This window comes from Neorhizobium sp. DAR64862/K0K3 (assembly GCF_050500185.1).
Taxonomy (GTDB): domain Bacteria; phylum Pseudomonadota; class Alphaproteobacteria; order Rhizobiales; family Rhizobiaceae; genus Neorhizobium; species Neorhizobium soli.
In genome coordinates this window covers 3077506-3089584 of record NZ_CP191449.1, presented here as the reverse complement: position 1 = coordinate 3089584, position 12079 = coordinate 3077506, and the positions used below count along the sequence as shown (strand labels likewise).

Here is a 12079-nt window from a genome sequence, read left to right as displayed (position 1 = left end):
TTTTAACCAACTGGAAGAGACTGAATGACCGACACACCCGTCAGCGATCACGGCGCGAGTGCCGAATACGGTGCCGATTCCATCAAGGTTCTAAAAGGCCTGGATGCGGTGCGAAAGCGCCCAGGCATGTATATCGGCGACACAGACGACGGCTCGGGTCTGCATCACATGGTCTACGAAGTCGTCGACAACGCGATCGACGAAGCCTTGGCCGGCCATGCAGATATCGTCACGGTCACGCTCAATGCGGATGGCTCGGTCAGCGTCACCGACAACGGTCGCGGCATTCCGACGGATATCCATACCGGCGAAGGCGTCTCGGCAGCCGAGGTCATCATGACCCAGCTCCACGCCGGCGGTAAGTTCGACCAGAATTCCTACAAGGTCTCGGGCGGCCTGCACGGCGTTGGCGTCTCGGTCGTCAATGCGCTTTCGGTCTGGCTCAAGCTGAAGATCCGTCGCTCAGGCAAGGTTCACGAGATCTCGTTCACGCACGGCGTCGCCGATGCGCCGCTGAAGGTCATCGGGGATTATGAAGGTCGCTCCGGCACGGAAGTTACCTTCCTCGCCAGCACCGAAACCTTCACTATGACCGAGTTCGATTACGGCACACTCGAGCACCGCCTTCGCGAACTCGCCTTCCTCAACTCCGGCGTTCGAATCCGGCTCACGGATCGGCGCAAGCCGGACGTGAAGGAAGAGGAAATGCTGTATGACGGCGGCCTCGAGGCTTTCGTCAAATATCTTGATCGTTCCAAGAAGCCGCTCGTCGAAAAGCCTGTCGCCATCAAGGGCGAGAAGGATGGCATGACGGTGGAAGTCGCGATGTGGTGGAATGACAGCTACCACGAGAACGTTCTCTGCTTCACCAACAACATTCCGCAGCGCGATGGCGGCACGCATATGGCGGGCTTCCGTGGTGCGCTGACTCGCCAGATCACATCCTATGCGGATTCGTCCGGCATCATGAAAAAGGAAAAGGTTTCGCTCACCGGTGACGACTGCCGAGAAGGCCTGACCGCGGTTCTTTCCGTGAAGGTGCCGGATCCGAAGTTCTCGTCGCAGACCAAGGATAAACTCGTGTCCTCGGAAGTGCGCCCGGTTGTCGAAAGCCTCGTCAACGAAGCGCTGAGCTCCTGGCTCGAAGAACATCCGGCTGAAGCGAAGATCCTTGTCGGCAAGGTGGTGGAAGCTGCTGTTGCACGCGAAGCGGCCCGCAAGGCTCGTGAACTCACCCGCCGCAAGGGCGTGCTCGATATTGCCTCGCTGCCCGGCAAGCTCGCCGATTGCTCCGAGCGTGATCCGGCCAAGTCCGAAGTCTTCCTCGTTGAGGGTGACTCCGCTGGTGGTTCCGCCAAGCAGGGCCGTTCGCGTGATACCCAGGCGATCCTACCGCTCCGCGGCAAGATCCTGAACGTCGAGCGCGCCCGTTTCGACAAGATGCTGTCCAGCCAGGAAATCGGCACGCTGATTACCGCTCTGGGCACATCGATCGGCAAGGATGAGTTCAACGCAGACAAGCTGCGTTATCACAAGATCATCATCATGACGGACGCCGATGTCGATGGCGCCCATATCAGAACCCTGCTGCTGACCTTCTTCTTCCGTCAGATGCCGGAACTGATCGAGCGTGGCCACATCTACATTGCCCAGCCGCCGCTTTATAAGGTGACGCGAGGCAAGTCGATCCAGTACCTGAAGAACGAGCAGGCTCTGGAAGAGTATCTGATCGGCATGGGGCTGGAAGATACGACCCTGACCCTCGGCTCCGGTGAAGTCCGTGCCGGCCAGGATATGCGCGAAGTCATCCAGGATGCATTGCGCATCCGCTCGATCATCGAGGGACTGCATTCTCGCTACAACCGCTCGATCATCGAGCAGGCAGCCATTGCCGGCGCGCTTCATCCAGATCTGACGGATAATCCCGAACGGGCCCAGCAGACGGCTAACGAAGTCGCCAAGCGTCTCGATATGATCGCCGAGGAAACCGAGCGTGGCTGGTCGGGTCACGTCACCGATGAAGGCGGCATGCGCTTTGAGCGGATGGTTCGTGGCGTCAAGGAAGTCGCCGTGATCGATGTGGCCCTGATCGGCTCTGCCGATGCCCGCCATATCGACCAGATGTCGTCGCGTCTGCAGGAGATCTACAGCACGTCGCCAGTCCTCGCTCGCAAGGATAGCGAGCAGGATATTTCAGGTCCACGCGCCCTTCTCGACACGATCTTTGCGGCGGGACGCAAGGGACTGTCCATGCAGCGCTATAAGGGACTTGGTGAAATGAATGCCGAGCAGCTGTGGGAAACAACGCTTGATCCCAACGTTCGCTCGCTGCTTCAGGTCAAGGTTCCCGATGCGACGGATGCAGACGGTTTGTTCTCGCGTCTGATGGGCGACGAGGTCGAGCCCCGGCGCGAGTTCATTCAAGAGAACGCGCTGAACGTCGCCAACCTCGATATCTGAGAGATTATCTACTCAACGCAAAAACGGCGGCCTCTCGGCCGCCGTTTTTGTTTGTCCAGCACAAATCTGTTTCACGTGAATCCATCCTGTGGACGGACGATTCACGTGAAACAATTATTCTTCGCCGGCAAACCTTCCCTCGAAAGCGACTTCCGATACAGGCTTGCGCTGGCTTGGAACCTCACGCTCGCGCAAGTCCTCCGGCAGCGTGTCCTTGGCTGCCATGCGCCCGATCGCCGCTGCGGCTTCCACCCTGAAACCCTCAGGCAATCCAAGTTCGCCAACAGCCTTTTCCTTGTCGAACCCTTCCATGCCATGCGCATGATACCCAAGCTTCATCGCCTGGCAGATGATTGAGAACCACGCGGCGCCCGTGTCGAAAGAATGCGTATAGCCCTCGCGACGTTCGCCATCCTTGGAAACGCGATAGGTTTTCGACACGAAGAAGACCAGCGCGCCCGCGTTTTCTGCCCAGCGCCGATTGCCCGGAACGAGTAGATCCGCAAGTCTGGTGAAATCCTCGGTACCATGTAAAGCGTAGACAAAGCGCCAAGGCTGGCTATTGCCGGAAGAGGGCGCCCAATGCGCGGCATCCAGAATGGTCAGCATCGTTTCCCGATCGATGGCTTCCTTCTCGAAGGCCCGCGGCGACCAGCGATCGAGAAAGAAAGCGTCGATTGGAAATTCCGAAGTCCGGCTGTTGCTGGTCGTCATAGTGTCCTCTCAAGTTTGGGTCTTACCCAATCTAGGCAGTTAGGGCTGCTTTGCAATGAACCGCAGATGGCAGAAAGAGGGGTGACAATCGCGCCTCTTTTTTGCATAAACACTTGTCTGACAACTGGAGGAATAAGACCTTGAAATTGATGCGTGTAGGACCTGTGGGCCAGGAGAAGCCGGCATTGCTCGATCAGGATGGCAAGATCCGTGATCTGTCTGGCCATGTCGCGGATATCGGCGGGGAGGCGATTTCGCCCGAGGGTTTGACGAAGATTGCCGCGATCGACGCGTCGACATTGCCGGAACTGTCTGCCGATCGGATCGGCGCCTGCGTGACGGGCACCGGCAAGTTCATCTGCATCGGCCTCAACTATTCCGACCACGCGGCCGAAACCGGCGCCACCGTGCCGCCGGAACCGATCATCTTCATGAAGGCCACCTCCGCCATCGTCGGACCCAACGACGACGTCGTCATTCCGCGCACATCGGAAAAGACCGACTGGGAAGTTGAACTCGGTGTCGTGATTGGAAAGACCGCGAAATACGTGTCGGAAGCCGAGGCGCTGGAATACGTTGCCGGTTACTGCCTCACCAACGACGTCTCCGAGCGCGCCTTCCAGACAGAACGCGCGGGCCAGTGGACCAAGGGCAAGTCCTGCGACACGTTCGGACCGATTGGCCCATGGCTTGTCACCAAGGACGAGGTCGCGGATCCGCAGAACCTTGGAATGTGGCTGACGGTCAACGGCGAAAAGATGCAGAACGGCTCATCCAAGACGATGGTTTACGGCGTCGCCTTCCTCGTCTCCTATCTCAGCCAGTTCATGTCGCTGCATCCGGGAGACGTCATCTCCACGGGTACGCCTCCGGGCGTCGGCCTTGGCCTCAAGCCCCCGCGCTTCCTGAAAGCCGGCGACGTTGTCGAACTCGGCATCGATGGTCTCGGCACCCAGAAACAGACATTCGTCGCCGATATCTGATCGATCGCTGGCATCGGCAAGGCGTGCTGCAGCGAGGGAAGGACGGTGGTAAACCGCCGCCCTTTCATAACTCCCTCCACAAGTGCTAGCCTTGCTGCATTCCGATGGCGGAACGTTTTGCCCGCCACCGCTTTGACGGATATCGGACCAGGGATGAGGAGAGCCCGATTTCATGTTCTACCAGCTCTATGAGTTGAACCATGCCGCCATGGCGCCGTTCCGGGCCGCCGCGGATGCCATGCGCTTCATGTCCGACAATCCGATGAACCCTTTCGCCCAGACAGCACTTGGCCGCTCCATGTCGGCCAGTCTCGAAGTGTTCGAGCGGATGACGCGACGCTATGGAAAGCCGAGCTTCAATCTTCCGGAAACGGTGGTCGACGGTAAGCCGATCATGGTCACCGAAGAGATCGTCTGGGCAAAGCCCTTTTGCAATCTCCTGCATTTTCGTCGAGATCTGCCCGCCGCTCGCCCGCCCGACCAGAAGTTCCTGCTCGTCGCGCCGATGTCGGGTCACTATGCCACCTTGCTGCGTGGCACGGTCGAAGCACTTCTACCCCATGCGGATCTCTACATCACCGACTGGATCGATGCCCGCATGGTTCCGGTCACCGAGGGCAGCTTCGATCTCGACGATTACATCGACTACCTGATCGAGATGCTGCATCAGATCGGTCCCGGCACCCACGTGGTCGGCGTCTGCCAGCCGTCGGTGCCTGTGCTTGCCGCCGTTGCGGTGATGGAAACCCGCGGTGATCGGATGGCGCCCGCCTCGATGACGCTGATGGGCGGACCGATCGATACCCGCAGCAATCCGACAGCCGTCAACAAACTTGCCGGAGATCACCCACTCGAATGGTTTCGCGACAATGTCATCATGAGCGTGCCGTTTCCGCAGCCGGGCTTCATGCGGCGCGTCTATCCGGGCTTCCTGCAGCTGTCAGGCTTCATGTCGATGAACCTTGACCGCCACGTCACCGCTCACAAGGAGTTCTACGAGCACCTCGTCAAGAACGATGGCGAGCCTGCCGAAAAACACCGCGAATTCTACGACGAATATCTCGCGGTGATGGATCTGACGGAAGAATTCTATCTGCAGACCGTCGATGCCGTGTTTATCCGTCATTCCCTGCCCAAGGGCGAGATGATGCATCGCGCGATGCCTGTAGATACGAAGGCGATCCGTTCCGTTGCTCTTCTGACGGTAGAAGGCGAAAACGACGATATTTCCGGCGTCGGCCAGACAAAGGCGGCGCACACGATTTGTCCGAATATCCCGGATGACAAGCGCCAGCATTACATGCAGCCCGATGTCGGGCATTACGGCGTCTTCAACGGCTCGCGTTTCCGCAGCGAAATCGCCCCCCGCATTATCGAATTCACCCGCAAGCATGCCATGGCCGATACCAAAGCTGCCAAGCCCGCATCCCGGAAGCGCAGTACCAAGGGTGATTCGCCGACCTGAGAGCAGATCCGGTTCGATGCCGGTAGCTGGATTTCTCCAAGGTATTTCAGCATGTTCTTGGATTTAGCGACCTGTCTTCTTGAAGGCGGGTCTGAGGCTCACCAAATCGGATATCATCGGGCTGGCATCAGGCCACTCCGCATTGAATTGAAGGGTGTAACCCATGAACCAGTCTGCATTGATTCGTCCGGAATGGACGCCGGCCACCATTGGTTTAATGGTGCTCGGTTTCGTGGTCTTCTGGCCGCTTGGCTTGGCTATGCTTGCCTATATCATCTTCGGGGATCGGCTTCGCGGCTTCAAGCGCGATGCCAATAATCGTGCCGACGAATGGGCCGGCAAGACCAGCCGATGGTTTTCCAGAAGCCGCGCCGCTGGCTACAACACGCATTTCTCGACAGGCAACGTTGCCTTCGACGATTGGCGCAAGGCCGAACTCAACCGCATGGATGAAGAACGCCGCAAGCTCGACGAGATGCGCGACGAGTTCGACAACTACTCCCGCGAGCTTCGCCGTGCCAAGGATCAGGAAGAGTTCGATCGTTTCATGCGCGAGCGCCGCAACAGCAACGCTTCCGGCCAGAACCCGGTCGTCGACGTCTGATCGGTTAAACGGATCTTCTGAAAGCGTAACGAGCCGGCGTCCTTGCGACGCCGGCTTTTTCATGAGAACGGTTCTCTCGAATCGGCTAGAAAGGCTACATGTTCGCGCTCCTCAAAAAGCCCCTTCGCGCCCGCTCGAAACCGCTCGAAACCGTGAAGCGCACGCTTGAAGTCGGAAACCGCGCTTTGCCGCTGACGATCAAGGAAAACAGTCGCGCCACTCGTATCACGCTGCGCATCGAGCCCGGCGGCCGCGCGCTTAATCTCACTGTGCCGGCAGGCCTTCGAAACAGCGAGATCGAGGAATTTCTCGAGCGCCATCAGGGTTGGCTGCTCACGAAGCTCTCGAAATTCTCCACCGACAATCCCATCCGCTCAGGCGGCTTCGTGCCGATTCGCGGCGTTCAGCACCGCATCGACCATACCGGAACGCTTCGCGGCCTGACGGAAATCGCCATGGTCGATGGCGTGCCGGTGGTAAGGGTAAGCGGGCTGGAGGATCATCTCGGCCGTCGGGTCGCGACATTTCTGAAAAAAGAAGCACGTCGAGATATGGAGCTGCTGGCCTTTCGCCATGCCGCATCGATCCGCAAGCCGGTCGCATCAGTCACGCTGAAAGACACGAGAAGCCGGTGGGGATCCTGTTCCTGGGATGGAAACCTGAGCTTTTCCTGGCGCATCGTCATGGCGCCGCCGCTGGTGATCGATTACCTCGCAGCCCACGAAGTGGCGCATCTGAAGGAAATGAACCACGGGCCAAAGTTCTGGGCTCTCTGCCACCAGCTTTGCCCGAGGATGGAAGAGGCGCGCAAATGGCTGAAGCAGAATGGCTCGCAGCTTCACGCGCTGGATTTCAGCTGAAGCCCAGCTAAAACAAACGGAAACTGGACGAAGAGATCAAGGTGTAGCTGTGCGAGCCGGGAACTGACGCGGAGTCGGCGCGACCATTACCATGTCGCCGGCTGTGTCGGTCTTGGCACCCGCCGGGCGCCGTTTCGGCAGAGGCCCGCTATTGGGCAAGGCTTCAGTCGAAAGAATGGCGGCACTTGCCGCATCCATGCCAGCGCCTGCCTGGTAGGCCTGCATCATGCTGGGCGAATGGGAAACAGGCTGCACTGTTGCGACCGTGGCGGAAGATGTGTCGGCAACCGTTGTGACAGAGGCAACGCCCGGCAAGGGCTGCTGCGTTGCTGCAGACGCAACGGCAACGGGGCTTGGTGTCTGTTCACGAACAGGCTCGGCCCGTGCGATCATGCTCATCGCTCCCGGCGTTGGCACAATCGTCCCTTCAGCCATCATGACATAGGCCCCGGCAGGCTTCGGCTCTGGCGTCTGCAAGTTGCCGTCCTCGTCGCGCTTTTCGTAAAACACGTTGCCGCCGGCATCAGCCACGTAATGCATGTTCTTGTAGGGGAAGCGCAGGCCCTTCGTGTGGAAGAACATCGCTTCCTTCACATCGGGGTGGCGCTTGCCCTTCAGCACGGCTTCCGCTGCTTCATTCAGCTGCGGCGCAGTGTTTTCGTCCATCTTGCGGGTCATCACACCCGGCGCAAACTGCTTTTCCTGCCCCACGACACCACAGATCGTCTCAGGGTAAAGACCTGAGGTCAGGCGATTCATGATGACGCTGCCGACAGCCATGAAACCATCGGGGCTGCTGCGCCTTGATTCGAAATACATCGCGCGCTTGAGGCATTCGCGGTCGCTGGACGAATAGGTGTAGACCTGCTTTGCCGAACCCACATTGACCTGGGCAGTTCGTGTCTTCGAAGACTTGGAATCGAGCGACGCAGTCGTCTGAGTGCAGGCTGAAAGAGCGCTCACCGCGGCAAGGCACATTGCAGCGCGCACAAAGTTCGCACCTCTTGCCGCCATGACTACCCCCTGCGAAAACATTTCAAGAAACAATTTGCTGTGGAATAAGTTACTGGCAAAACCCTAATAAATCAAACCTGAATCGAGAACGTCTATTTTTCCGGAAAAACCTGCTCTTTTGCCCGAGGTTCTGGTTGTGATGATGTCGGCGAGCATGTCCTTGCGCGTGCAGGATCGTGGTGGAGAACCGAATCACACCCCGGAAGATTGCCTGAGGTCTTGAGAAGAGGAGTCCGTGCCGAACTGTCACGCCACCAAACCGCTGAAGGGCTCGACTCCGGGCGCGTTTCGTGCCAATCCGCGCACATGAAACCGGATATCAAGATCTGCGGCCTCAAGACTGAAGAAGCGGTCGATCGTGCGGTGACGCGCGGCGCAACCCATATCGGCTTTATCTTCTTCCCCAAGAGCCCGCGTAACATCGCGCCCGAGATCGCCGGCGAACTGGCGGACCGGGTGCGTGGCAGAGCTAAGATCGTTGCGGTCACGGTGGATGCCGATGACGAGGAACTGGACGATATCGTCTCGCTGCTTCGCCCGGACATGCTTCAGCTCCACGGTCACGAGAGCCCGGAACGGATTTTGCACGTCAAGGCGCTCTACGGTCTGCCTGTCATGAAGGCGTTTTCTGTCAAGTCCGCGGATGATCTTGCAGGGGTCGATGCCTATATAGGTGTAGCTGACCGTTTTCTGTTCGACGCGAAGGCACCGGCGGGCTCCGATCTTCCGGGCGGCAACGGCATTTCCTTCGACTGGAAGGCCATGGCGTCGCTTGACCAGAGCGTGGATTACATGCTTTCCGGGGGCCTGAACAAGGATAATGTCGCGACTGCGCTCTCATCGACGCGGGCAAGCGGCATAGATGTATCGTCCGGTGTCGAAAGCGCGCCAGGCGCCAAGGATCTGGGCATGATCGATGCGTTCTTCGATGCGGCAGACGCCGCTACGAAACGCTGAAGGAGTTGAAAGTGAACGAGACCCCAAAACTGAATTCGTTCCGTTCCGGTCCCGACGAGGACGGCCTCTTCGGTATTTTCGGCGGCCGCTTTGTCGCGGAAACCCTGATGCCCCTGATCCTCGATCTGCAGGGCGAATGGGAAAAGGCGAAGACCGATCCCGCATTTCAAAAGCAGCTTACCGATCTCGGCAAACACTATGTCGGCCGGCCCAGCCCGCTCTATTTCGCCGAGCGCATGACGGCAGAACTCGGCGGCGCCAAGATCTATTTCAAGCGCGACGAGCTCAATCATACCGGCTCCCACAAGATCAACAACTGCATTGGCCAGATCCTGCTTGCCAAGCGCATGGGCAAGACCCGCATCATCGCTGAAACCGGTGCTGGCCAGCATGGCGTCGCTTCGGCCACGGTCGCTGCCCGCTTCGGCCTGCCCTGCGTCGTCTACATGGGCGCGACAGATGTCGAGCGCCAGGCACCCAATGTCTTCCGCATGAAGCTTTTGGGCGCCGAGGTGATCCCGGTCACGTCAGGCCACGGCACGCTCAAGGATGCCATGAACGAGGCATTGCGCGACTGGGTCACCAATGTCGATGACACCTATTACATGATCGGCACCGCTGCCGGTCCGCATCCCTATCCGGAAATGGTCCGCGACTTCCAGTCGGTCATCGGTCGCGAAACCAAGGAACAGATGCTGGAAGCCGAGGGACGTCTGCCCGACATGCTGGTAGCAGCCGTTGGCGGTGGATCGAATGCGATCGGCCTGTTCCATCCGTTCCTCGATGATGACAGCGTAAGGATCGTCGGCGTCGAAGCCGGCGGCAAGGGCCTCAACGGCGAGGAGCACTGCGCCTCGCTGACGGCAGGCTCGCCTGGCGTTCTGCATGGCAACCGCACCTATCTGCTGCAGGATGGCGATGGCCAGATCAAGGAAGGTCATTCGATCTCGGCCGGTCTCGACTATCCCGGCATCGGCCCGGAGCATTCCTGGCTGAAAGACATGGGACGTGTCGAATACGTCCCGATCATGGATACCGAAGCGCTCGAAGCCTTCCAGTTCCTGACGCGCACCGAGGGCATCATCCCCGCGCTCGAACCCTCGCACGCACTGGCCGAAGTCATGAAGCGCGCACCAAAGATGTCCAAGGACGAAATCATCGTCATGAACCTGTGCGGTCGCGGCGACAAGGACATCTTCACTGTCGGCAAAATCCTTGGAATGGGGCTCTGAACATGACCGCACGGATGGACAAGCGTTTTGCCGATCTGAAGGCCGAAGGCCGCCCGGCACTGATCACCTACTTCATGGGCGGCGATCCCGATTTTGCCACGTCGCTGGCCATCATGAAGGCCCTGCCGGATGCCGGCGCCGACGTGATCGAACTCGGCATGCCCTTTTCCGATCCGATGGCCGACGGTCCGGCAATCCAGATGGCCGGGCAGCGCGCGCTGAAAGGCGGCCAGACACTTGCCAAGACGCTGGATCTCGCCCGCGAATTCCGCAAGACCGATGCCGCGACGCCGATCGTCATGATGGGCTACTACAATCCGATCTATATCTACGGCGTCGACAGGTTTGTTGATGACGCGCTGGAAGCCGGAATCGACGGCCTGATCATCGTCGACCTGCCGCCTGAAATGGATGACGAGCTTTGCATCCCGGCGATCGCCAAGGGGCTCAACTTCATCCGTCTGACCACGCCGACCACGGACGAAAAGCGCCTTCCGACGGTTTTGCACAACACGTCCGGCTTCGTCTATTACGTCTCGATGAACGGCATTACCGGATCCGCTCTGCCGGATCTGTCGCTGATCTCGGGCGCTGTCTCCCGCATCAAGGGTCATACCGACCTGCCGGTCTGCGTCGGCTTCGGCGTCAAGACTGCCGACCATGCACAAGCCATCGGCGCTGCGGCTGACGGTGTCGTCGTCGGCAGCGCGATCGTTGCGCAGGTCGCCGGCAGCCTCACCAAGGATGGCGCTGCGACACCAGATACGGTATCTGCCGTTTCCACCTTCGTCCGCGGCCTGGCCACCGGCGTGCGTTCCGCTCGCCTTGTTGCCGCCGAATAACTGGCCCAGATAGGCCTGACAAGTCCAAACTCGGAGTACGCCCAGTGAACTGGATCACCAATTACGTCCGGCCGCGCATCAACTCCATGCTCGGCCGTCCCGATCGGGACGTTCCGGAAAATCTCTGGATCAAATGCCCGGAAACCGGGGAAATGGTCTTCCACAAGGATCTCGAAGAGAACAAGTGGGTCATTCCCGCCTCCGGCTTCCACATGAAGATGCCGGCCAAGGCGCGCCTGAGAGACATGTTCGACGACGGCGAGTTCGAATCGCTGGTGCAGCCGAAGGTCGCCCAGGATCCGCTCAAGTTTCGCGACTCCAAGAAATATGCTGACCGTCTGAAGGACAGCCGTATCAAGACCGATCAGGAGGACACGATCCTCGCCGGTCTCGGTTCCGTCCATGGCGTCAAGCTTGTCGCCGTCGTGCACGAATTCAACTTCATCGGCGGGTCGCTCGGCATGGCGGCCGGCGAAGCGATCGTCAAGGCAGCCGAGCGCGCCCTGAAGGAAAAGTGCCCGCTGGTCATCTTCCCGGCGTCTGGCGGCGCCCGCATGCAGGAAGGCATCCTGTCACTGATGCAGCTGCCCCGCACCACGGTTGCGGTCGACATGCTGAAGGAAGCAGGCCTTCCCTATATCTGCGTGCTGACCAACCCCACCACCGGCGGCGTGACCGCTTCCTATGCCATGCTGGGTGATGTCCATATCGCCGAGCCGGGCGCCGAGATCGGCTTTGCCGGCAAGCGCGTGATCGAACAGACCCTGCGCGAAAAGCTGCCGGAAGGCTTCCAGACCGCAGAATACCTGCTTGAGCATGGCATGGTGGATATGGTCGTCAAGCGCCACGATATCCCGGCAACGCTGGCGCGGATCCTGAAGATGCTGATGAGACAGCCTGATCAGGAATTCCTGCCCGCCCCTGTCGCCGTCAGCGCCTGAACATCGG

General features: G+C 59.4%; 11 protein-coding genes. 9 read left to right on the top strand and 2 right to left on the bottom strand.

Annotated elements, in window-relative coordinates:
- The first annotated feature begins 24 nt into the window (after positions 1-24).
- Positions 25-2460, top strand: coding sequence for a DNA topoisomerase (ATP-hydrolyzing) subunit B (gene gyrB / locus ACQY1L_RS14985; protein WP_062577110.1), 2436 nt, complete (start codon positions 25-27; stop codon positions 2458-2460).
- A 114-nt stretch (positions 2461-2574) separates the two neighbouring features.
- On the opposite strand, the gene ACQY1L_RS14980 is transcribed toward gyrB, so the two are convergent.
- A complete protein-coding gene (locus ACQY1L_RS14980) occupies positions 2575-3174 on the bottom strand; it encodes a nitroreductase family protein (protein ID WP_092665198.1) in 600 nt (199 codons plus the stop codon).
- A gap of 140 nt (positions 3175-3314) precedes the next feature.
- Between ACQY1L_RS14980 and ACQY1L_RS14975 the strand changes: the two genes are divergently transcribed.
- The 4 genes from ACQY1L_RS14975 to ACQY1L_RS14960 all read left to right on the top strand — a co-directional run bounded on the left by ACQY1L_RS14975 (position 3315) and on the right by ACQY1L_RS14960 (position 7086).
- Positions 3315-4157 carry a fumarylacetoacetate hydrolase family protein gene (locus ACQY1L_RS14975; protein WP_192088318.1) on the top strand — a complete coding sequence of 281 codons (843 nt, stop codon included), beginning with the start codon at positions 3315-3317 and terminating at the stop codon, positions 4155-4157.
- A gap of 172 nt (positions 4158-4329) precedes the next feature.
- Complete coding sequence (locus tag ACQY1L_RS14970) at positions 4330-5622, top strand: polyhydroxyalkanoate depolymerase (RefSeq protein ID WP_430241518.1); 1293 nt, start codon at positions 4330-4332, stop codon at positions 5620-5622.
- Between the two features lie 163 nt (positions 5623-5785).
- Positions 5786-6226 (top strand): DUF2852 domain-containing protein, encoded by a 441-nt coding sequence (locus ACQY1L_RS14965; protein ID WP_092665207.1) that lies wholly within the window; start codon positions 5786-5788, stop codon positions 6224-6226.
- Between the two features lie 98 nt (positions 6227-6324).
- Positions 6325-7086 (top strand): M48 family metallopeptidase, encoded by a 762-nt coding sequence (locus ACQY1L_RS14960; RefSeq protein WP_430241516.1) that lies wholly within the window; start codon positions 6325-6327, stop codon positions 7084-7086.
- 36 nt (positions 7087-7122) lie between these two features.
- On the opposite strand, the gene ACQY1L_RS14955 is transcribed toward ACQY1L_RS14960, so the two are convergent.
- Positions 7123-8100 (bottom strand): cell wall hydrolase, encoded by a 978-nt coding sequence (locus ACQY1L_RS14955; protein ID WP_430241514.1) that lies wholly within the window; start codon positions 8098-8100, stop codon positions 7123-7125.
- A gap of 306 nt (positions 8101-8406) precedes the next feature.
- Here ACQY1L_RS14955 and ACQY1L_RS14950 point away from each other — a divergent pair, with 306 nt between their 5' ends.
- From ACQY1L_RS14950 to accD, 4 genes are read left to right on the top strand one after another with little or no spacing between them, the layout of a single operon-like run.
- Positions 8407-9057 carry a phosphoribosylanthranilate isomerase gene (locus ACQY1L_RS14950; protein WP_062462942.1) on the top strand — a complete coding sequence of 217 codons (651 nt, stop codon included), beginning with the start codon at positions 8407-8409 and terminating at the stop codon, positions 9055-9057.
- A gap of 11 nt (positions 9058-9068) precedes the next feature.
- A complete protein-coding gene (gene trpB, locus ACQY1L_RS14945) occupies positions 9069-10289 on the top strand; it encodes a tryptophan synthase subunit beta (protein ID WP_092665274.1) in 1221 nt (406 codons plus the stop codon).
- Between the two features lie 2 nt (positions 10290-10291).
- Positions 10292-11131: a tryptophan synthase subunit alpha gene (gene trpA / locus ACQY1L_RS14940; RefSeq protein WP_062462946.1), complete on the top strand. Its 840-nt coding sequence runs from the start codon at positions 10292-10294 to the stop codon at positions 11129-11131.
- 44 nt (positions 11132-11175) lie between these two features.
- On the top strand, positions 11176-12072 hold the full coding sequence (gene accD / locus ACQY1L_RS14935; RefSeq protein ID WP_062462950.1) for an acetyl-CoA carboxylase, carboxyltransferase subunit beta: 897 nt from the start codon (positions 11176-11178) through the stop codon (positions 12070-12072).
- Positions 12073-12079: the final 7 nt, after the last annotated feature.

Coding starts and splice junctions, on each gene's coding strand:
- trpA (WP_062462946.1), top strand. CDS start 10,292: ATGACCGCACGGATGGACAAGCGTTTTGCCGATCTGAAGGCCGAAGGC.
- ACQY1L_RS14950 (WP_062462942.1), top strand. CDS start 8,407: ATGAAACCGGATATCAAGATCTGCGGCCTCAAGACTGAAGAAGCGGTC.
- ACQY1L_RS14980 (WP_092665198.1), bottom strand. CDS start 3,174: ATGACGACCAGCAACAGCCGGACTTCGGAATTTCCAATCGACGCTTTC.
- gyrB (WP_062577110.1), top strand. CDS start 25: ATGACCGACACACCCGTCAGCGATCACGGCGCGAGTGCCGAATACGGT.
- ACQY1L_RS14960 (WP_430241516.1), top strand. CDS start 6,325: ATGTTCGCGCTCCTCAAAAAGCCCCTTCGCGCCCGCTCGAAACCGCTC.
- ACQY1L_RS14955 (WP_430241514.1), bottom strand. CDS start 8,100: ATGGCGGCAAGAGGTGCGAACTTTGTGCGCGCTGCAATGTGCCTTGCC.
- ACQY1L_RS14970 (WP_430241518.1), top strand. CDS start 4,330: ATGTTCTACCAGCTCTATGAGTTGAACCATGCCGCCATGGCGCCGTTC.
- ACQY1L_RS14965 (WP_092665207.1), top strand. CDS start 5,786: ATGAACCAGTCTGCATTGATTCGTCCGGAATGGACGCCGGCCACCATT.